At 63.2% G+C, this 20914-nt stretch carries 15 protein-coding genes and 1 pseudogene; 1 reads left to right on the forward strand and 15 read right to left on the reverse strand.

Features of this window, described 5'->3' with window-relative positions; translation table 11 throughout:
* The first annotated feature begins 9 nt into the window (after nt 1–9).
* The gene (locus tag IPF49_16085) at nt 10–1398 is read left to right on the forward strand and encodes a sigma-54-dependent Fis family transcriptional regulator (GenBank protein MBK6289121.1); all 1389 of its coding nucleotides are present in this window, start codon (nt 10–12) and stop codon (nt 1396–1398) included.
* Nucleotides 1399–1565: 167 nt separating this feature from the next.
* Here the strand turns inward: IPF49_16085 and IPF49_16090 are convergent, their stop codons facing one another.
* The 15 genes and pseudogenes from IPF49_16090 to IPF49_16160 all read right to left on the reverse strand — a co-directional run bounded on the left by IPF49_16090 (nt 1566) and on the right by IPF49_16160 (nt 20906).
* On the reverse strand, nt 1566–4808 hold the full coding sequence (locus IPF49_16090) for a PAS domain S-box protein (GenBank protein MBK6289122.1): 3243 nt from the start codon (nt 4806–4808) through the stop codon (nt 1566–1568).
* Nucleotides 4715–5617, reverse strand: coding sequence for a hypothetical protein (locus IPF49_16095; GenBank protein ID MBK6289123.1), 903 nt, complete (start codon nt 5615–5617; stop codon nt 4715–4717). The genes IPF49_16090 and IPF49_16095 overlap by 94 nt, the downstream gene beginning before the upstream one ends.
* A gap of 40 nt (nt 5618–5657) precedes the next feature.
* Nucleotides 5658–6845 (reverse strand): response regulator, encoded by a 1188-nt coding sequence (locus IPF49_16100; GenBank protein ID MBK6289124.1) that lies wholly within the window; start codon nt 6843–6845, stop codon nt 5658–5660.
* Between the two features lie 3 nt (nt 6846–6848).
* Nucleotides 6849–8084, reverse strand: a complete 1236-nt coding sequence (locus IPF49_16105; protein MBK6289125.1) for an EAL domain-containing response regulator — start codon at nt 8082–8084, stop codon at nt 6849–6851.
* 403 nt (nt 8085–8487) lie between these two features.
* Nucleotides 8488–11565 carry a PAS domain-containing protein gene (locus IPF49_16110; protein ID MBK6289126.1) on the reverse strand — a complete coding sequence of 1026 codons (3078 nt, stop codon included), beginning with the start codon at nt 11563–11565 and terminating at the stop codon, nt 8488–8490.
* Between the two features lie 102 nt (nt 11566–11667).
* Complete coding sequence (locus tag IPF49_16115) at nt 11668–12261, reverse strand: DUF1282 family protein (GenBank protein ID MBK6289127.1); 594 nt, start codon at nt 12259–12261, stop codon at nt 11668–11670.
* A 79-nt stretch (nt 12262–12340) separates the two neighbouring features.
* A pseudogene (locus tag IPF49_16120) lies at nt 12341–12878 on the reverse strand (helix-turn-helix domain-containing protein).
* 123 nt (nt 12879–13001) lie between these two features.
* Nucleotides 13002–14402 carry an oxygen-independent coproporphyrinogen III oxidase gene (hemN, locus tag IPF49_16125; protein ID MBK6289128.1) on the reverse strand — a complete coding sequence of 467 codons (1401 nt, stop codon included), beginning with the start codon at nt 14400–14402 and terminating at the stop codon, nt 13002–13004.
* Between the two features lie 201 nt (nt 14403–14603).
* A complete protein-coding gene (locus IPF49_16130; protein MBK6289129.1) occupies nt 14604–15236 on the reverse strand; it encodes a sulfite exporter TauE/SafE family protein in 633 nt (210 codons plus the stop codon).
* A gap of 65 nt (nt 15237–15301) precedes the next feature.
* The gene (gene ccoS / locus IPF49_16135) at nt 15302–15508 is read right to left on the reverse strand and encodes a cbb3-type cytochrome oxidase assembly protein CcoS (GenBank protein ID MBK6289130.1); all 207 of its coding nucleotides are present in this window, start codon (nt 15506–15508) and stop codon (nt 15302–15304) included.
* On the reverse strand, nt 15501–17897 hold the full coding sequence (gene cadA / locus IPF49_16140) for a cadmium-translocating P-type ATPase (protein MBK6289131.1): 2397 nt from the start codon (nt 17895–17897) through the stop codon (nt 15501–15503). The genes ccoS and cadA overlap by 8 nt, the downstream gene beginning before the upstream one ends.
* Before the next feature lie 40 nt (nt 17898–17937).
* On the reverse strand, nt 17938–18456 hold the full coding sequence (locus IPF49_16145; protein ID MBK6289132.1) for a FixH family protein: 519 nt from the start codon (nt 18454–18456) through the stop codon (nt 17938–17940).
* Complete coding sequence (gene ccoG / locus IPF49_16150; protein MBK6289133.1) at nt 18453–19865, reverse strand: cytochrome c oxidase accessory protein CcoG; 1413 nt, start codon at nt 19863–19865, stop codon at nt 18453–18455. The genes IPF49_16145 and ccoG overlap by 4 nt, the downstream gene beginning before the upstream one ends.
* On the reverse strand, nt 19862–20740 hold the full coding sequence (ccoP, locus tag IPF49_16155) for a cytochrome-c oxidase, cbb3-type subunit III (GenBank protein MBK6289134.1): 879 nt from the start codon (nt 20738–20740) through the stop codon (nt 19862–19864). Before ccoP ends, ccoG begins: the two co-directional genes overlap by 4 nt.
* Nucleotides 20733–20906, reverse strand: coding sequence for a cbb3-type cytochrome c oxidase subunit 3 (locus IPF49_16160; protein ID MBK6289135.1), 174 nt, complete (start codon nt 20904–20906; stop codon nt 20733–20735). Before IPF49_16160 ends, ccoP begins: the two co-directional genes overlap by 8 nt.
* Nucleotides 20907–20914 lie beyond the last annotated feature (8 nt).

Here is a 20914-nt window from a genome sequence, read left to right on the forward strand (position 1 = left end):
ATCTGTGGCATGCGGATACTGCTGGTGGAAGACGATGCCGATCTGCGCGAGGCGATCAGCGATACGCTGGAGCTGGCCGGGACGCGGGTGATCGCGGTCGCCGGTGGTGCCCAGGCGCTGCAGGCGCTGGCCACGGAGGGCGTCGACCTGGTGGTCTCGGATGTCAACATGGACGGCATGGACGGGCACGCCCTGCTGCGTCGTATCCGCGAAATCCATCCGCAGGTGCCGGTGGTGCTGATCACCGCGTTCGGCAGCATCGAGCGCTCGGTACAGGCCATGCGCGATGGCGCCGCCGATTACCTGGTCAAGCCGTTCGCACCGGCACTGCTGCTCGATGCGGTGGCGCGCTACGGTGCCGGCAACTTGCTCGGCGAGGAAGACCCGGTCGCGGTCGCGCGCGGCTCGGTCGAGCTGCTGCAACTCGCACAACGGGTGGCGCGCACCGATTCGACGGTATTGCTGAGCGGCGAGAGCGGCAGCGGCAAGGAAGTGCTGGCACGCTATATCCACCGCCATTCGCTGCGCGCCGAGCGCGCTTTCGTGGCGATCAACTGCGCGGCGATTCCGGAAAACATGCTCGAGGCGCTGCTGTTCGGCCACGAGAAGGGGGCATTCACCGGGGCCTACGCCAGCATGCCCGGTAAGTTCGAGCAGGCCGAGGGCGGCACCCTGCTGCTCGACGAGATTTCCGAGATGGATGCCTCGCTGCAGGCGAAGTTGCTGCGGGTGCTGCAGGAGCGCGAAGTCGAGCGACTCGGCGGGCGCAAGCCGATCGCGGTGGATGTACGGGTGATCGCGACCAGCAACCGCGACCTGCTGGGCTGTGTCGAGGACGGCATATTCCGCGAGGATCTCTACTACCGGCTCAGCGTGTTTCCGTTGCACTGCCTGGCGCTGCGCGAGCGCCCGGCCGATATCGTGCCGCTGGCCGAGCGGCTGGTGCGTTCACATGCCGCGAAGATGCACCACGGCGCGGTGTATTTCGACGATTCGGCGCTGCGCGCGATGCTCGCCCACCCGTGGCCGGGCAATGTCCGCGAACTCGACAATGCCTTGCAACGCGCGTTGATTCTGCAGAACGGCTGTGTGATTTCGGCGCCCCATCTGCGTCTCGTGCCGCCGCGTGGCTCGCTCCCCGCGCTCACGGCGGCGGCGCTTGCCGAGGCACCGGCGGCGGAACCGGCCCTGGCCGAGGGTGAGCAGGGCGGCGATCTGGGCAGCGATCTGCGATTGCGCGAATACCAGATCATCGTGAACGTGCTGAAGGATACTCGTGGCAGCAGGAGCGGCGCCGCCGAACGCCTCGGGATCAGCGCGCGCACGCTGCGCTACAAGCTGGCGAAAATGCGCGAGTGCGGCCTCGATGTGGACGAAGCGCTGCGCGCCGCGTCCTGAGCCGCGAATACCGTCGCGACCCGAGAGCCACGAGCATGCCGGCGCCGGCGCGCTCGAAGGTGCCACGCATGCCGTCCGGCCCGTCACGTGCGCCATGGTGTGCATCAGTGTTTCGGCGGCGCATCACGTTTCGGTCGAGCGCACACACTGAAAGCCGATCGGAGAGTTCAGTAAGCATCCAGAAACTGATTGACGGCCGCGAACGTCGCGTCGAATGGAGGCAGCAATTCGTCAATCCCGGCGTGTTGTCCGTTATTGGCGGCCGTTTCGATGCGCTCGCAGCAATCTCCCAATGCCAGTGCGCCAATGGTCCGCGCCGACGATTTGAGCTTGTGGGCCGCCGCACCGACGCCTGCGAGCTCGCCGGATTGCCGGGCGTTGTGCATTTCTGCCGCGATCGGCGCTGCGCTGCGCCGAAAATCTTCAAGAAATTCGCGCACGATCTGCGGATCATCGCCCACCAACGCCTGCAGTACGCTGATATCCACCGGCTGTTCAGCCGCGTGCGCAGCGCTTGCAGGTCGCGCTAGCTCCGTGCTGGCTTGTGCGGCGTCTGGCTGCTCGATCTCCAGTGCCGGCAGCCATTTGCCAAGGACGGCATCGATTTCCTCGAGCCGCGCGGGCTTGCTCAGATATCCGTCCATGCCCGCGGCGAGGCACTGCTCCGATTCGCTGGAGACCGCAATTGCGGTGAGCGCGACAATGCCGATATGCGCCGTGTCGCCTTCTTCCGCGCGTATCGCCGCCGTGAGCTCATACCCGTCCATACCCGGCATATGCAGATCGGTCAGCAACAATGGATAGTGCCCCAGGCGCCAGCACGCCAGCGCCTCCAAACCGTTGTCGGCGATGTCGGCGGTTACACCGAGCAATGCCAGTTGATGCCGAATCACCTTCTGATTGGTCTCATTGTCCTCGGCCACCAGGATCAAGCGACCGCATTGAAGGGCCTCTTCCCGCGATAGCAGCCGGATGCCTTCGCCGTATTTTGCACCGAGCGACGAGTGCGGCTCTTCTGCCAATGGTTTGCGTTCGGCGGCGACCGCGACTGCACGCAACAAGGTTCGCCGGCATAGCGCATTGCCATCGACCGTGAAAACCCCGGCACCCGTTTGGCGCAGGTTGCGCCGCTTGCCACGTTCGATCACGACCGCCAGAAACCGTACATCCAGATTGAGTCGCAGGTCCATGGCGGCTTCAAGCTCCGCCACGCTCGGGTGCGTATCCCCGGCATCAATGACCCACACCCACAGACCCGATGCGCCGCGGCGCGCCCATTCCCGGGCGTGACTCAACTCCTCGATGCGCTCCACTCGCGCGCCGCCATGCACCAGGTAGGTGGCCAGATCGGGTGCCAGCCCGTGGGCGGTGCCGATGACCAGGCACGCCAGCCCGGCGGCATCGCTGGTCGCGTCAGGGCTTGTCGGGGCGTCCGGCACGGAGCGCAGGGGCAGTCGGAAGAAGAACGTGGAGCCGACCCCCAGGGTGCTTTCGACCCGGATCTCGCCGCCCATGAGCTGCGTTAGCTGGTAGGAGATCGCCAAACCGAGACCAGTCCCCCCGAATCGTCGACTGGTCGAGGTATCGGCTTGCATGAACGGCCTGAACAGTAAGGCTTGCGTATCCGGATCCATGCCAATGCCATTGTCCTGCACCCGGAATTCGATCGTGATGTCCTCGGTGTCACCCCGGACGCATTCGGCCCGCACCGAAACAAGCCCCTGGTGATCTTGGTTGCTCGAGAACTTGATCGCATTGTTGATCACGTTGATCAGCACCTGGCGAATGCGTTGGCCATCGCCCAGCGCCGCGCCAGGGATGGCGGGGTCGGCAAAGACGGTCAGCTCGACGCCTTGCTTTTCAGCCAGGCGGTTCAACATCACGCAGACGCTTTCGACGAGCTGCGCCAGATCGAGCGGTTCGTGCTCCACGGCGAGTTTTCCCGCCTCGATCTTCGAGAAATCGAGAATGTCGTTGATGATCGTGAGCAAGGAGGCGGCCGAATCCTGGATGAGACCGACCATCTCCACCTGATAGCCTTTCAGGCTGGTCTGATGCAGCACATCGATCATGCCGATCACCCCGTTCATCGGGGTGCGGATCTCGTGGCTCATCGCGGCGAGGAAGGCCGACTTGGCGGAATTGGCGGCATCCGCCCGTTGTCGGGCGGATTGCAGTTCAGCGATGAACCGCTTTCGCTCGCTCACATCGAGTACCACCCCGATGAACCTGCTCTCGTCGCTCGTTTCGCCGAGGTGCAGCTCCATCGGAAACAGGGAACCATCCTTGCGCAGGCCAGTGACCTCGCGACCGGTGCCGATAACCTTGCGTTGACGGGTTTCGCGGTAATTCCGGAGATAGCCGTCGTGCGCGCTCCTGTCGGGCTCAGGCATCAGCATGTTGACGTTGCGCCCGAGCACCTCGGCGCGGTGATAGCCAAAAATGCGTTCGGCCGCCGGATTGAAGGCGTCGATGCAACCCTCGATATCGATGCTGATGATCCCGTCAACCACCGTGTCCAATATGATTTGCAGCCGGGCGCTTTCCGACTTGGCAAACCGAAGCGCATCCTGCAGTTCCCGGGCGGCGCGGCGCTCCTCCGTGATATCCCGAAACACGAGTACGGCGCCGACCACCTCACCCGTGCGGCTGCGGATGGGGGCACAGCTATCCGCGATGGGTCGCTCGAGGCCGTCGCGTGCCACCAGCACGGTGTGATTGGCCAACCCGCGGACAGCGCCGCTTGCCAGGGTCTCCAGGACGGGAATCGGCGCCGGCACGCGGGTCCGTTCATTGATGATCCGGAAAACCGTGGCGACCGGGAGGCCGCTGGCCTCGCGCTCCGTCCAGCCCGTGAGGAGTTCGGCCATGACATTGAGCCGCGTGATCCGACCATGGATGTCGGTGCACAATACGGCATCGCCTATGGATTGCAGCGTGATCGCGAGTTCTTCCTCGCGAGCGTACAGGGAATTTTGCAACGCCTGCAACTCGGTTATGTCGTGCGCTGAAGCATAAAAAACGCCGTCCTCCGGTGCGGCACGTGCTGACCATGACAGAGTTTTCCAGGAGCCATCCTTGCAGCGATAGCGATTCACAAACCACGCCGCCGATTCATCAGGATGATCCGCCTTCGCGCGGGTGGCCAATTGGTCCTCGGGATGCACGAAATCGATAAACGGGCGCACCAGCAATTCGTGCTCGGTATACCCGAGCGTCGTGACAAACGCGGCATTGACCTGCTTGAAATACCCGTCCGTCCCCGCAATACAGGCCAAGTCGTGGGTCAGGTCGAAAAAGCGGGTACGTTCATTTTTCAGTCGCTGGCTAACGGCAGCCGCGCGCCGCAACAACGCGGCGCTCCACGCAAGGATCCCGCCGACGATGATGATGGTGGCGAGGGTTCGCATCGCGACAAGCGTGTGTGGCCGAAGAGTCCACGCCATTCCGCCTCGAGGGAAAGCCACCCCAGCGTGGTCAGCACGATGACTATGAGGGGGAGAATCCGGGTCAACAGGACTTCACTGAAGCGGTCGCCGGTGATTATGCCCATCATTCCTGCGTGGGGGCGCGCGCTGAACGTGCCGATCGCGAGCAGCAAAAATACCACCGACGTGTGCAAGGCCATGGGGATAAACGTAGTTATGCCGGACAGTTCCCTGACGTTGTAGATGTATCCAATCAGGCTCATCAGTGCAATGAACAACACAGGGAGCGCCGAGAGTTCGGCAGGACGGCGTCCATTCTGAGTCGTCTGGTCGAGCACGAGCAAAGCAAACCCCAGGAAAACAAAGCCGATCGCCGTATTGGGTGCCATCCGATTGGGGATCCCGGGGAGATCATGGGCGAGTCTTTGCGCGAACAGCAATCGATCGATGCCCCAGTCGCCACCATCAATGGCATTGATCACGCCGAGCACACCAATGCCCGACACCATTGCCGCGCCCAGCAGCGAGACGGCGTGCCGCGGCGCCGCCCAAGCGCTGCCCTGCGGGTCAGGTGTTCGAAAACGAAACCCGAGTGACAGGCCCGCCAGAATGAACGCAATTGCCGTTACCGGGTTCATCGAGACAAGACCCGGCACCACGCGCTTGAGCGTATCGATCTCCAGTATCCAGCCCGCCAAGACCAGTGTGCCGACGAGCATCGCCACTACGCTGTAGGTTACGGTCACCCACTCCCATCGGGTCAGGTGCCTGCGCGACTCATTGTGTGCCATGCAAATACCGTCCCCCTTCAGGCCGGATATGTAATCACCGCTAAGTGCCCGTCGGCGCTGTACCCAAGGCGTGCGCAACTCTTGCCACCAGCGTGGAGCGGTCAAAGGGCTTCACGATATAGTCTTTCGCGCCCGCCTTGAGACATTCGTGCACCGTGTCCTTGTCACTTCTTCCGGTCAGCATGATGATCGGTATATTGGCAAGCCAGTTGACAAGCCTAATCTGGCGCGCCATCTCGATGCCGTCCATGAGCGGCATTATCACGTCGAGCAGGATCAGGTCGGGGCGCAGGCGGCGCAGGATCGCAAGCGCGTCGCGACCACTGTGGGCAAAGGCCAGCTCGTAATTTTGTGCTTCAAGTGCCTTGGCAACCAGCTTGCACTGGAACTCGTCATCATCGATCACCAGCAATGTCGGCTGCACCCGGTCGGCCAGCGCAGAGAGTGCGCGCATCGATTCCATATACGGCGTGCAGGAGGCGCGAAACTGCTCTGCCTGCCGTGCCAGGGGCTGAACCGATTGCGTCAGCGCCTCGAGTGGTGCGCTGATCGCCTCGCGCCTGAAGTGGGCAAACTCGCTCTTGAGCCCGGCGGCATCCTTTACCTCGAGCATACCGTGCATGCCGCCGCTGGTGATGCGGCGCGAAAAACCGTCGAGCGCCACACTGATATCGTGCTCGGTGTTCTTCAGCGCAGTATTGGTTGATGCGAGTGACGCGTCATCGGCGGCGATACGCTCCTGAAGCAGGGTTTCGAGTTCCGCCAGGCGCCGCGCTTGTGCCAGAAATTCCACTGCCCGTGGCTGCTGAGTGGCCATTGAGGCCAGCTCGTGCGTTGCATGGTGCACTGCCATCAGCAACCGTGGGGCGTCGTTCGAGACCGGCCAGAACAGCACGTAGTCGTCGAACAAGCCATCGCGACACAGCACATAGGCATGGCGCACTTCTTCCTTGGTACACAGCATTATGATGCGGATGGGACGTTGCTGGATCTCGCTGCCGAGGCGGTATAGACCAAGGCAATAGCGCTGCGACTTGTCCATCCCGTTGAACGCGAGGACCAGCACATCGGGCTGGGCTTCCTGGTATTCCTCGACGATCCGCTCCGGATTGGTCGATATCGCTATGGTGCCGAATTCATCCTCGAGCAGCTTTTTGACCAGCGATGCGTTGGCTGCGCTGTCCGCTGCAATCAGTATCCTGGATTTGGTATTGAACGTCGTCGCCATGTCTCATTCAGCTTCAGCTTCAATAGGGTTGGAAAGTTCCCGTAGAACACGGTCGTCCCACGCCATCAGCCAGTTCGGCAGTTCCTCGGTCGGCATGGGTCTGGCTATGAAAAACCCCTGCGCGACGTGGCAGCCGGTGCGCGTCAAAAATGTCCAATCCGCGAAGGTCTCGACCCCTTCGGCGACTATATCGAGGTTCAACTCCTTGCCCATTGCAAGACTCGAAGTATAGATTGCCCGGGTGGTGCTGTTGCCATGGGCCCCGTGCACGAAGCTGCGGTCGATCTTCATCTGGTTGAACGGCAGGTCGCGCAACTGAGCCATGGACGAATGCCCGGTGCCGAAATCGTCGATCGACAGGGAAAAGCCCTTCAGACGCAGCCGGGTGAGAACATCGAGTGCGGTACGGGCATCTCTCGCCACCCTCGACTCCGTGATCTCGAGCACCATGTCGCCGCTCGTCACGCCCGCGTCGGCAGCCAGTTGCGCCACCCGGTCCGGAAAGTCCAGATCACTCATGCTGTCCATCGAAATATTGACCGCGACCGGCAGCGCCAGCCCGGAACAGCGCCATGCAGCGGCATCGCTCAGTGCGTTTGCGAGTACCAGATTCGTCAGCACATCGATGAGGCCGTGGGATTCGGCCTCGGCAATGAACTGGTCCGGGTAAATCAGCCCGCTTATCGGGTGCTTCCATCGCACCAGCGCTTCCACTCCGAGCAATTCTCCGCCGGGGACTCCCACTTTTGGCTGATAGTAGTTGATAAACTGCTTGTCATCGATTGCGTCGCGGATTTCGGGCGCAGTAAAAACCGCGCGCGACCGGATGTGGTTGCGCGGAAGACTCGGCAACGATTGCTCGAGCAGCAGTTTCAGCGATTGCGGCGAAACCGGTTTCTGCAGCACGCCAAGCAGTGTCATGCCATGCGCTTTCACCAGCTGTTCGGCCGCTTGCAGGATGCGGATATCGACGCCGCTTGCCAGGATCAAGGCGCCCTGGAAATCCCGCGCGACGAGGTGACGGATAAACTCCACACCGTCCATTTCCGGCATGCTCAGATCGCAAACAACGAGCCCGATTGCAGGCCCGCTGGCGTCGATGACCGCGAGCGCCGCAAAGCCGTTCTCGCAGGTGATAATCTCGCTGAAGCCAAGGATCGTCAACTGGTGAGCGAGCAACTTCAGCATGAATGGCTCGTCATCCAGAATCAGAACGCGCAGCGACGGGGTATCGATCATGAGTTCTCCAGTTCTCCATATCAGCGTAGTGTTGTATTCCTTTTGGAACTTAAGCGCTTGTTTGCCCTGCATACCTTCTGCAGGATGCCGCGGGCGCTTTTGGTCCAGATGAATGGCTTGGGTTTGGTGTTGTGATGCACGATGTATTCATCGATCGCTTTGACCAGTTCCGGTACGCTGGTGAATACACTACGGCGCAGACGTAGATCCTGCCCACCAACTCTGGACACCCTGCCAAGCGAGTAAACTCCGCTCGCTCCTCGTCGGTCAGCACGATTTCCGGAGCAATTCGCATTCGCATTCCCGACGCCGTTCGTGTGTTATAGCATTAGAGCAGCGGAAATACATCAGGTTCCTTCAAGAAGGCATTGCCACACTCGCCCTTGGTAGCCAAGAATGCCGCTCAATTGCTCGCTTTCCTGTCCCAGTTCTGGTCGATATACGCTTGTACCGCCGCCAACTCCCGATCGAAGTCGGCCAGTAGTTCTGCCACGGCCCGGTTATCGCCGGCCTTGCCCGCCTGTTCGATAAGCTCGCAGCGATCACCGAGCACCAGCGCACCCACGGCGCGGGCGGAGGATTTCAACTTGTGTGCCAGCAAACCGGCATCCTGTGCCTGCGTCTGGGCACTGGCGGTGGCGATTTCACGCGCGATGCTTGCGGCGCCGTCACCAAAATCGAGCAGGAACTCGCGTAGGACCTCGGTATCATCGCCGACCAGGGCCTCGAGCACCCGAGTGTCCACCGCCGCCGCACCGGCGGCAGGTGTCGCCAGTGTGGCGGATGCGGCTTCCGCGGGGCTCGTTGACGCCGATTGCCCAGGCTGCGCCCACTTGTCCAGCGTGCGTTTCAGCGTATCGAGCGAGGTGGGTTTGCTCAGCACCTCGTCCATCCCCGCGGCGTGACAGCGCTCCAGCGTGCCGTCAATCACATTCGCGGTCCAGCCAATGATCGGGGTACGGGGAAGCCCGCCCTTGGCTTCAATCTCACGGATCGCGCGCGCCAGCGCGAAGCCATCCATGCCGGGCATGTTCAGATCCGCCAGCAATACCGAGAACCGACCTTCGCGCCACAATCCGAGGGCCTGCTCACCGTTCTCGGCCATCTCCAGTTGCACGCCGAGTTGCATCAACTGGTGCGCCAGCAACTTGCGATTCTGGGGGTGATCGTCCACGCCGAGCACCCGCGCGGTGTCCGCGCTTGCACAGGGTGCAGACGTGGCCTGCGGTTCGCCACTGTGGGGCGGACTCCCGGTGTCTGCGGCGTGGTTCAGGTCGAGGGTGATGCGGACCCTGGTGCCGTGTCCCGGTGAGCTGTCGGCAGTGATCGTGCCACCCATCAGGTGCACCAGTTTGCGGGCCAGTGCCAGACCGAATCCGGCGCCACCCTCGAGCCGCGCGGCGCTCAGGTCCGACGGTTGCTCGTCAGTGAACACGCGGCGCAGGGTTTGTTCATCCATGCCGCAGCCGGTGTCCGCGACGGTAATGCTCAGGGTGTCGCAGTCGCTGCCGGTCTCGATCAACTCTGCGCGGAGGTCCACGCTGGCGCCGGGGCAGAACTTGATGGCGTTGTCGATCAGGTTGAACAGCACCTGGGAAAGGCGCGCCGGATCCGTCAGCAGGGCGGGGCTCAGGTGCGGGTCGGAGTGCTGTGTCAGGGTAATCCCGCTGGCCTTGGCCAACGGGGTGTACATGGTCTGCATATGCTGCAAAAGGGCGGCGATGGAAACCGGGCTCAGGCGGATGGCGAGAGTGCCGCGAACGATGCTTTCATGGTCGAGCATATCATCGATAATACGCAGCAGACTGTGGCTTGCTTCGGTCGCGGCGCCCACGATCTCGGTCAGCGATGCGCCAGGCGGCGTCAGGCTCAGCAGTTCCAGCATCCCCTGCACGCTGTTCATGGGCGTGCGCAGTTGGTGGCTCATGGTCGCCAGAAAGATATCCTTGGCAGCATTGGCGCGTACCGCCAGATCACGGCTATGCGTGGCCTCGAGCTGCGCATTCCTCATCTCCGTGACATCCCAGTTGACACCTATCAGGTGCGAAGGCTGGCCCGTCGCATCGCGGTGCACCCCACCGCGGGCTTTTATCCAGCGCAGCGCGCCATCGGACAGGATGATGCGGAATTCCGAGTTGTAGAAATGCTCGCCGAGCAAAGCGTCACGCACGGATTTCGCCGCCGCATCGACATCATCCGGATGAACGCGCGCGCGCCATTCCCGATGGATCTGTTGCGCTTCGCAGGGCTTCATCTCATACAGTTCGAACATCATGTCGTCCCAGAACAACTCGCCGGTCTGCACATTGCGCTCCCAGACGCCCATGTTCGCGCTCCGGGTCGCGAGCTGCAGCCGCTCCAACAGCACGCGGATACGCGTCTCGTGCCGCATTCGTTCCGTGATGTCCTGAACGGTGCCCGAGAAGCGCACGGGTTTGCCGCGCGAATCGAGTGACATCTTGCCGCGGGTGTGGATCCAGCGCTCCTCGCCGTCGGCGCGGTGAATTCGGTACACGATGTCATATTTCGGCTTGCCTGCCAGGGCAGCCTGCCAGGCTGCATTCACTTTTACGACGTCATCTGCGTGTACCGACTGAAACAATAGCTCGTTGGTTACAGGCACCGAACCCGGTTCGAGCCCCCACAGCCGGAAGTGCTCGTCGGTCCAGTCCATCTGATCCGTTTGCGGGTCCCATTCCATGCTGCCCACCGCCGCGACTTGCTGGGCATCGTTGAGCATTGCCTCCCTGTGACGCAGTCGCTCAGCGCTCGCGGACAGTGCCGCCGTACGCTCCTCGACTTGCCTTTCCAGCTCCTCATTGGCGCGCTCCAGCGCGCGTTCGGCCCTGGTGCGCGCGTCGATCTCGCGTCGCAGCAGGTACAGATCGCGAAAGGTCATGGCGATGGCCAGCAGCGAAACCACCACCAGGCCGATCATGCCCCAGATGGCGTTGCGACGAAATTTCAGCGTTTCGGCATCGCGTTTCTCCCGTTCCAGGCTCATCTGGCCCTTGATCACGGTCACCAGCTGTTGCGCCGCGGGTTCGGGAATCTGCATCAGTGCTTGCGTCGGCAACTCGCCGAGTTGGTAAGCGTGCGCCTGTGCTTCCAGTGCGGCGCCGAACTGCGCCACCAGCGCGGAAAGTTCCGGCGTCGCATGACCGGGCTGCTTTGCGCCGCCAGGGCGGGACAATGCGTTTGCGCGGCCACCCAGCGCATCCAGTGCCGAGATGCTCGTTGCGCGGTATGATTCCTGTCCGGTCAGCAGATAAGCCTGCTGTGCCAGTTGTGCGGCCTCGACATGATGCAGCGCGTCATCCAGTGCACCCTGGCGTTGCAGAGTGAGTTGGAAATCTCCCTGTATTGCGCGCAGCGGCTGCTTCACCAACACGTAGCCCGTCACCACCAGCAGCGCGAGGAGGCTGAAAACAACACCCATATGCTGGGTGAATCTGCTGGCGTCTGTTTTGTTCTCAGTCATGCGCAGGTCGCCTGGCCCATGGTTTGTCCGCCATGGACTGCCAATATCGGTGGTCCATGGGGTTCGAGACCGATCCGCTGGCGAAGGGTGTCCCGTGAGCGGCTAGTTGGTGTACTCGGGTGCAAAGCCCATGTCCCAGAGGATCACACTGGCGCCCATGATCCCGATCAGGATGACCAGGCACACGGCCACCACGGCGCTCGCGAACAGGAAGCCGCGGTCCTCGGGAACGTGCATGACGATCGGGATGCCGAGATACAGCAGATAGAGGCTCCAGCTCACGGTCACGATGCCGATCAGCAGTGCCGCCCACAGCACCGGGCTGAAACCGATCAACCCGCCGAGGAGCAATGGCGTGGCGGTAAAGCCCGCGACTGAAATCCCGCGCAGCAGGCTCGATGTGGCACCATAGCTGATGGCCATCCAGTGGATCGAGTAGCCGATGAGGACGATCGATATCACCATCGCCAGGTAGAACAACACGATCAGTCGTAACGCACTGGCAGCGGTCAGCCGGGTGACTTCGCCATCGCCGACGCTCCAGCCGATCTGCGTGGTTCCGTAATACCAGGCGGCCGCCGGCAGCAACGCCAGCACCAGGAAGTAGAAGATGTTGCCGCCGCGGTCCCCGCGGACTTCGATTTTCTGCCATTCGCGAGTGGGACTGAACAACAGGCCTGCAGCGTGATTTATCATCTTGGTGCTCGTATCGTTGCAAAAACAGAATGCCCTTCCAGCGTGCCAAGACAACTCGGCAGGCGCCTGGGCGCGGAAATCAGAGAGCCTCGCTGCCGTCCGCGATGGAGCGCAGACCGTCGGCGTTGATGATGGTGATCTCCTTGTTGTCGACCCCCAGCACTTCCATCTTCTGGCAGCGGCTGAGAACCCGGCTCACGGTCTCGACCGTCAGCCCGAGGTAGTTGCCGATATCGGTACGCGACATCGGCAGGCGGAAATTCGCGGCCGAGAGCTTGCGGCGCTTGTTGCGTGCCGAACGCCGAGCTTGCATGCTTGTTCTTGGCGATGCCGTCCATGCCGAGAATTTCGCCGGGGAAGTAAAACCCGGTCACCTGCTCCTGGCCATTGTCGGTGATCGAATAGGCCTTTACGCTGCCCGAGCGTACCGCGTAGACCGAGCTGAATATTTCGTCCTGGCGGTAGAGATGCTCGCCTTTCTGAAGGGGCCGGCTGCGCTGGATGATACGGTCGAGCTGCTCGACTTCGTGGAAATCGAGCGCGAGCGGCAGGCAGATGCTGTTCAGGCGACAATTACCGCAGTTGGTCTGGTAATCGTGGGGGCAACGCTGCCCGATGACCGGCTGTTCGGAATAGTTCGCAGGTTCGCTCACACACGGCTCCGCTGGTCACGGGCAATAACGCCCCGATAACCAGAGTATAAATACCTTGGCCGTGCATTAACAACAGGTCCGCCCGCTTCAGATGGTGCGGGAGAAACGTTGCCTTGATAGATCGAGATAGGTGTCGAATACCATGCAGATATTACGTACCAGTGGCCGTCCGGCGGGCGTGACCACGATGCGATCGCCTTCGCTGGCCAATAGCCCTTCCTGCTCCATGCCGGCGAGGATCGCGAGTTCACGGGCGAAATGGCTGTTGAAATCGATGCCGTGACGCAATCCGATCGCACCGGTATCGAGGCCCATGCGACAGATGAGCTCCATGATCACGTCACGCCGCAGCCGATCCTCGGCGCTCAGCAGCAGGCCGCGCTGCACCGGCAGCTTTCCCTCGTGCAGGCGGGCATAGTATTCGTCGATGGTCTTGACGTTCTGGCTGTACAGATCGCCGGTGCTGCTGATCGAGGACACGCCGATGCCGAGCAATTCCGGCGCGAGCTGGGTGGAATAGCCCTGGAAATTGCGCTGCAGCGTGCCGTTGTGCAGCGCGTGCGCGAGTTCGTCCCCGGGCTTCACGAAGTGATCCATTCCCACGTAGAGATAACCGGCGTCGGTGAGCGATTCGATGATGGTGTGCAGGATCTCGAGCTTTGCGTCGGCGCCCGGCACCTGCAGCCGGTCGATGCTGCGCTGGCTCTTGAACGCTTCGGGCAGATGCGCGTAGCTGTAGCAGGAGATGCGATCCGGGGCCAGTGATATCACCTGGGCCAGGGTTTTCTCCATGCTCGCGGGACTTTGCCTGGGCAGGCCATAGATCAGGTCGAAGCTCATGGACTTGAAGCGGTGCCCGCGCACCGCATCGACCAGGGTCTCGACCATTGCATAGGGCTGCACCCGGTTCACCGCAAGCTGCACGTCAGGGTCGAAATCCTGGATTCCCATGCTCACGCGGTTGAACCCGAGGCCCTTGAGAAGGGCGATGGTTTCGGTGTTCACGCTGCGCGGGTCGATCTCGATCGAGTACTCGCGATCCGGTGAATCATTGAGATTGAAATGCACCGCGAGACTGTGCATCAGGCGGGTGAGCTCGGAGTTGGAGAGAAACGTGGGTGTGCCGCCACCCCAGTGCAACTGGGTCACGCGCCGCCGCCGATCGAAGTGGCGTCCGAGCAGTTCGAGCTCTTTCTCCAGCGCAACCAGGTAACGTTCCGCGACCTCGGCGTCGCGGGTGATGATCTTGTTGCAGGCACAGTAGTAACAGATGTTGCGGCAGAACGGGATGTGCACGTACAGCGACAGCGGGCCGATCGTGGGCGGGCGCTCGAGCAGGTAGCGTTCGTACTGGCGTGATCCGAATGCGTCGTGGAACTGGAGCGCGGTTGGGTACGAGGTATAGCGCGGTCCGGCGATATCGTACTTGCGGATCAGCGCGGGGTCCCAGCTTACACGGTCATCACGTCCGCGATAGGTGACGGGCATTTCCATTTCGTGCGGCCATATTATGGGGTCAACGGGTTGCATTGAGAGGAGTTTACGCCGCCGCTCCATCTTGTCGTTGATACACGTCAACGCTTTGGGCACTGCGAATTTTCCCCGTTTCCATCGTGTGGTCAATGGAATATTGATGGAGATCAATCAGCTTGCGTCGTACTTGCGTGGGGGGTCGTCTGCTCAGGATTCTCAGTGATGGTGGTGCTCGGCATGGCCGCCGGCCAGCAGGACGACGGCCATGGTCCAGATACCGAACGCGATTACCAGCAAACCGGCCACGATGCGCAACCCGCGGCGTTGCAATAACGCCCGCAGCTGCGCTGCCAGCACCCCGCTCGCGATCACCGCGGGCATGGTACCCACGCCGAACGCCAGCATCAGCAGCGCACCACGTGGCGCGCTGGCGCTGCTCGCGGTCCAGGCCAGGGTGCTGTAGACCAGGCCGCAGGGAAGCCAACCCCAGGCAGCACCGGCCAGCAGGGCCTTTGGCGCGCTGTCGATTGGCAGCAGGCGTGCCGCACGTACCTGCACATGGCGCCACACCCCGTGGCCGGCGCGCTCGAGCAGCGCCAGTGCCTGCGACCATCCGGCCAGATACAGACCCATCAGGACCAGCAACGCGCCGGCGGCGATGCGGATCCAGGCAAGCGCCGCGCTGTGCTCGGCGGACAACAGGCCGCTCAGCGCCCCGGTCATCGCGCCCATCGCGGCGTAGCTCGTCACGCGCCCGCAACTGTAGAGTCCCAGCAGCACATGACGCCGTAGCGCACCGCTGGCGCGCGGCAACGCAAAGGCCAGCGCGGCACTGATGCCACCGCACATGCCGACGCAATGCGTGCTGCCGAGCAGGCCGAGCAGCAGCGCGGCGGCGATATCGGGGGCGTGGTTCACGGTGGCTTCGGCGCGCTGTCCTGGCTGCCGGGCGCTGGCGAGGGCAGCTCCGCAGCCGGCGGGATATCGTCGTCGAAAAGTATGCTGTGCGCGGCCTTTTCGAGATCATCGAACTGCCCGCTGCTGACCGACCACAGATAAGCGCCGAGCGCGAAGCCGAGCAGCACGAAGGTGACGGGTATCAGCACGTAGATACTATCCATGCGCGGCAAGCTCCCCGGCTTTGCTCGATGTGCCATGCTGGCGCAGCCGCAACGCGTTGGCAACCACCACCAGCGAACTGGCCGACATGCCGATTGCGGCGAGCCACGGAGGCACCAGGCCCGCGGCCGCGAACGGGATCGAGCTGAAGTTGTACAGCAGCGCCCAGCCGATGTTCTGGCGGATGACGCGCTGGGTGTGGCGCGCCACGCGGATCGCCTCCGGAATGCGCAGCAAGCCGCTGCCGAGCAGCATGCAGTCGGCGTTGGCCCGGGTCACGTCGGCGGCGTTGGCCATCGCGACGGAAACACCGGCGCCGGCGAGGACCGCCACGTCGTTGATGCCATCGCCCACCATCACCACGCGTTTGCCGGCGGCGTGCATCGCGCGCACCGCGGCGAGTTTCTGCCCGGGGGCACACTCGCCCTGCCATTGCTGCAGCCCGAGCAGCGTGGCGATGCGCCCGGCCTCGGCATTGTTGTCGCCGCTCAGCATGGCGCCGGACAGGCCGAGCCGTGCCAGTTCCGCGATCGCCTGCGGCGCATCGTCGCGCACGCTGTCGCTGAGGCGAAACCACGCGAGCGCGCGGGTGGTCGAGGCCAGCAGGATCCATTTTCCCGCGCCCGGAGCAACGCCCGGGGCGAGGCCGGAAGGTGTTGCGAACGCGGCGCTGCCCAGGCGATAACGCGTGCCCTCGATGCGGGCCTCGATGCCGTCGCCGGGGAATGCCCGGAAATCCTCGACCGCCAACGTCGGCGGGGTGTCGAAGGCGCCCGCGATCGGATGTTCGGAGTGCGCCTCCATCGCGGCGGCAATGTCGAGGAGGGCGTCGGCATTGCCGTGGAGCGGCTCCACCGCGGCCAGCCGGATACTGCCGGTGGTGAGGGTGCCGGTCTTGTCGAACACCACGGTATCGGCGTTCGCGAGTGCCTCCAGCGCGTGGCCTCGGGTCACCAGGAATCCGCGCGTCTTCAAGGCGGTGGTCGCCGCGGTCACCGCGGCCGGCGTTGCCAGGGACAGGGCGCAGGGACAGCTGACGACCAGCACCGAGAGCACGATTTCCAGCGTCCGTGCGCTGTCGTGCACATACCAGTACCAGCCGGTCAGGGTGGCCAGCACGATCACGGTCACCACGAACCAGGAAGAGGCGCGGTCCGCGAGTTGCACGATCGCCGGCTTCTCCTGCTGCGCCCGGTCCACCAGATGCAGGATCGCGCCGAGGCGGGTCTGCAGGCCGGTGGCGTTCACCTCCACGGTCAGCGAGCCCTCCATATTCAGGGTTCCGGCGCTCACCGTATCGCCCGCCGTCTTGCTGATCGGCATCGATTCGCCGCTGATGCTGGATTCATCGACATGGCTGCTGCCGAGGGCCACGCGGCCGTCGGCGGGCAGGGCTTCGCCCGGGCGGATCAGGATCCGGTCACCCTGGCGCAGGCGCCCGACCGGCACCAGCTCGAATCGCTGTCCGTCCTCGAGCACCCGGGTCGCGGCCGCCGGCACCAGCGACAGCACGTCGCCGCTGGCCATGCCGGCGCGATGGCGTGCACGCATTTCGAGGTAACGCCCGAGCAGCACCAGGAAGGTGAACATCGCCACCGAATCGAAATACACCGTGCCGCCGCCGCGCACCGTGAACCAGGCGCTGCTGACAAAGGCCAGCCCGATCGCCAGCGCGATCGGCAGGTCCATGCCGGGTGCCGCGTGGCGCAGCCCGCGCAGCGCGCCGCTGAAGAACGGGGAGGCGGAGTAGCACACCACCGGGATACACAGGAGCAGGCTCGCCCATCGCAGATAATCCCGGTACTGCGGCTCCATGTCGCCGAAGGCCCCGGCATAGAGCGCGATCGCGAACATGCCGATCTGCATCTGCACGATTCCGGCCACCCCGAGTCGGCGCAGCGCGCGGCGGTTCTCGCCGCGCTCGGACTGGATGCGGGTGGAACCGAGGTAGGGGCGGGGTCGATAGCCCAGTTCGCGGATAGCGGCCATCAGCTGGCTCAGCGGCAGTACCTCCGGATGCCAGCGGACGCTGGCGCGACGCTCGGACAGGTTCACGCTGATGTTGTCGATGCCGTCCCGACGCGCGAGATGGTGTTCGAGCAGCCAGGTGCAGGCGGCGCAATGAATGCCATCCACGGCCAGTTCGGCCCGGCAATGGCCGTCGGTTTGCGTGGCCACGAATTCCGCCTGCGCGTCGAGGTTGTCGAACAATGCGTACTCGGCGGCGCCGCTGCCGGTGTCGGCGGCGACCGCGGAAGGGGCGTCGCGGTGGCGGTAATAACCGGACAGGCCACCGGCCGCGATCAGTGTGGCGACGGCGGCGCAGCCGGCGCAGCACATGGGTCGTGGTTGCTGCTCGATGAGCACGCTGAAATTGCTGCCCGGTGGCACCGGCAATCCACAGTGAAAGCAGCCAGCTGGCTCCATTGGCTCAGTCTGCGCCGAGGCGTGCCGTCGAGATGCCGCTGACATCGGCCACGAGGGTGCCGCGCAGGCGCCAGAGGTGGGCCTCGCCGCGGGCGGGCTCCAGCAGGAGATGGAATTTGCCGTCGAGGGAAGCGGCGGCCTTGCCGCTGAAAATGTTGTCGCCGGCACGCAGCAGTGTGAGTACCTGGTCGCGTGCCTGGTCGGTCGGGTGCAGTATCTCGAGACGCAGGCCGGGCGTCGTCGGCAATGCGTTGTCGAGCTGCAATTCAACGGCCAGCGTTGCGGCATCGAAGCTCAGGACGCCCGCGATGGCGTGTTCGCGCGCGTACTGCGCGCGTGCCAGGTCACGGTTTATTGCCAGGCCTTCCTTGTAGTAATCATCACGCACCAGCGAATCCTGGTGGCGGATCGCGAGGTAGAGCGTGAAAAAACAGGCCACCACCACCGTGGCCGGCAGCAGTATCAGGAACCATGGCCATCCCTGTCGGTACCAGGGTACGATTTTTCCGTCGGCGCTGCTCAACGCGGCGGGACCGGCGCGAGAAAGCGACTCTCGGCACTGGCCCGGATCTGCGCGTCATCGCGAGCCTCGACCCCGAACAGCAGCGCGGAGTTGGCGGCGGGGAGCGCTTCGCGCGGCACCTGCACGGCGACCGGCAGGGCGACGATGTCACCGGATCGCAGGGTGAGTTCGCTGGTGCCGACGATGGTTGCCCCGGCAATGCCGCTGACCGAGAGGCGATAGCTGCGCTCGTGTTCGCCCATGTTGCGGATCTTCAGGGTGTAGACGTTTTCGATCGAGCCATCGGGCATTTCGCGGAACAGCTGTCCTCGCTCGCGAATGGCATCGATGCCGACCGGAATGCGGTTGAACAGTACGCTGGAAAACAGCGCGATCATCGCCAGCAGCGCAATGCAGTAACCGATGAGACGCGGACGCAGCACCCGGCTGGGCTTGCCCTCGAGCGCATTTTCCGTGGTGTAACGAATCAGTCCGCGCGGATACTCCATCCGGTCCATCACCGAATCGCAGGCATCGATGCACAGCGCGCAGGTGATGCACTGGTATTGCAGGCCGTCGCGGATGTCGATGCCGGTCGGGCATACCTGCACGCACAGTTCGCAGTCGATGCAGTCGCCGAGCCCGCCGGGGCGGTCCTGGCCACGCTTGCGCGAGCCGCGTGGTTCGCCGCGCTTGCCGTCATAGGAGACGATCAGCGTTTCATGGTCGAACATCACCGACTGGAAACGCGCATAGGGGCACATGAACATGCAGACCTGTTCGCGCAGCCAGCCGGCGTTGATATAGGTCGCCAGGGTGAAGAAGATCACCCAGGCATACTCCCAGAATCCGCTGCGCCCGGTCGGCAGATCCAGCACCAGTTGGCGAACCGGCGTGAAATAGGCGACGAAACTGATGCCGGTCAGCGCCGCGAAGCCGAGCCACAACGTGTGCTTGAGGAGTTTGCGGGCGAGCTTGCTGGCGTTCCAGGGTGCCTTGTCGAGCTTGATACGCTGGTTGCGGGTCCCCTCGCTGATCTGCTCGGCCCACATGAAAATGCTGGTCCAGACGGTTTGCGGGCAGGTGTAGCCGCACCATACGCGACCGGCAAACACCGTCACCGTGAACAGCGCGAACGCGGCGATCACCAGCAGCCAGGCCAGCAACGGAAAATCCTGTGGCCAGAACGTGATCGCGAAGATATGGAATTTGCGCTCCGGCAGGTCGAACCAGATGGCCTGGCGTCCGTCCCAGTTGAGCCAGGGCGCCGCGAAATAAAGGATCAGCAAGGGCCAGCCGGTGTAGAGCCTCAGCTTCTGGAAGAAGCCCTCGACCTTGCGCGTGTAGATTCGCTCGCGCTTCTGGTACAGATCGAGGTCACCGACCTCCGCCGGTGCGTACTCGTGCACCGGAATCCTGTCCTTGCTCATGGTGCGGACAGGCTGTACACGTACGCGGTCAGCAGGTGAATCTTGTCGCTGCCGAGCTGCTCGCCAAAGGCTGGCATCTTGCCGTTGCGGCCCGCGCGGAGCGTGTGCTTGATCTGCTCCAGTTCGTTGCCATAAAGCCAGGTGGTGTCGTTAAGCCTGGGTGCGCCCAGCAACGGGTTGCCATTACCCTCGGGACCATGGCAACTCGCGCAGATGGTCTTGAACTGTGTCTCTCCGGCCGCGCTCTCGGCGCCGGCGGGCAGGGTGCCGGACAGGGTGAGTACATAGTGGGCGACGTTGTTCACGCCGTCTTCGCCAAGCACCGCCACCCAGGGCGGCATCACGGCCTGACGTCCCTTCTCGATGGTCGTGTGGATGGCGTCCACGCTGCCACCCCAGATCCAGTCGCCGTCCGCGAGATTGGGGAAACCGCGGCTGCCACGGCCATCCGCGCCATGGCACTGGGCACAGTTGACAGCAAAGATTCGCTGGCCCATGCGCACGGCGGCGGGGGTTTTCGCCAGTTCCTCGACCGGGAGATCTCGATAGCCCGCGAACACCGGCTCGTACCTGACCTTGGCTGCCTCCACCTCGTTTTGCCACTGATCGATCTGGGTCCAGTCGAGCAGGCCGCGGAAATTGCCGAGTCCGGGGTAGGCGATGAGATAGCCGATCGCAAACACGATCGTGATGACGAACATATGGAACCACCACGCCGGCAGCGGGTGGTCGTATTCCTCGATGCCATCGTAAACATGCCCGGTCTTGGCTTCCGAATCCGCGGGACGGGTGCGATTTGCAAACAGGAGCCAGCCGGTCGCCACGATCGTGAATATCGTGAGGATGACGATGTATGCACTCCAGAAACTACTCATCGGATTTACCTTTCTTGATGCCGCCGAGGTGTTCGTCGGCGAACGGCAATTGCGCCGCCTCGTCGAATCGTGCCTTGCGTTTGCCGCTCCAGGCCCACACGCAAATGCTGATGAACGCGATAAACGCCAGCAGCGTGCCTATGCCCATCCAGTCTCCCTGGTCCATGCGTGTGC

Source organism: Gammaproteobacteria bacterium (genome assembly GCA_016705365.1).
GTDB lineage: Bacteria > Pseudomonadota > Gammaproteobacteria > Pseudomonadales > UBA5518 > UBA5518.

Bases quoted from the DNA above. Each gene is read 5' to 3' on its own strand.
- ccoG (MBK6289133.1), bottom strand. From the start codon at position 19,865: ATGAGCAAGGACAGGATTCCGGTGCACGAGTACGCACCGGCGGAGGTC.
- IPF49_16115 (MBK6289127.1), bottom strand. From the start codon at position 12,261: ATGATAAATCACGCTGCAGGCCTGTTGTTCAGTCCCACTCGCGAATGG.
- ccoP (MBK6289134.1), bottom strand. From the start codon at position 20,740: ATGAGTAGTTTCTGGAGTGCATACATCGTCATCCTCACGATATTCACG.
- IPF49_16085 (MBK6289121.1), top strand. From the start codon at position 10: ATGCGGATACTGCTGGTGGAAGACGATGCCGATCTGCGCGAGGCGATC.
- IPF49_16090 (MBK6289122.1), bottom strand. From the start codon at position 4,808: ATGCGAACCCTCGCCACCATCATCATCGTCGGCGGGATCCTTGCGTGG.
- IPF49_16100 (MBK6289124.1), bottom strand. From the start codon at position 6,845: ATGGCGACGACGTTCAATACCAAATCCAGGATACTGATTGCAGCGGAC.
- IPF49_16105 (MBK6289125.1), bottom strand. From the start codon at position 8,084: ATGATCGATACCCCGTCGCTGCGCGTTCTGATTCTGGATGACGAGCCA.
- ccoS (MBK6289130.1), bottom strand. From the start codon at position 15,508: ATGGATAGTATCTACGTGCTGATACCCGTCACCTTCGTGCTGCTCGGC.
- IPF49_16160 (MBK6289135.1), bottom strand. From the start codon at position 20,906: ATGGACCAGGGAGACTGGATGGGCATAGGCACGCTGCTGGCGTTTATC.
- hemN (MBK6289128.1), bottom strand. From the start codon at position 14,402: ATGCCCGTCACCTATCGCGGACGTGATGACCGTGTAAGCTGGGACCCC.
- IPF49_16130 (MBK6289129.1), bottom strand. From the start codon at position 15,236: ATGTGCGGTGGCATCAGTGCCGCGCTGGCCTTTGCGTTGCCGCGCGCC.
- IPF49_16095 (MBK6289123.1), bottom strand. From the start codon at position 5,617: ATGGCACACAATGAGTCGCGCAGGCACCTGACCCGATGGGAGTGGGTG.
- IPF49_16110 (MBK6289126.1), bottom strand. From the start codon at position 11,565: ATGACTGAGAACAAAACAGACGCCAGCAGATTCACCCAGCATATGGGT.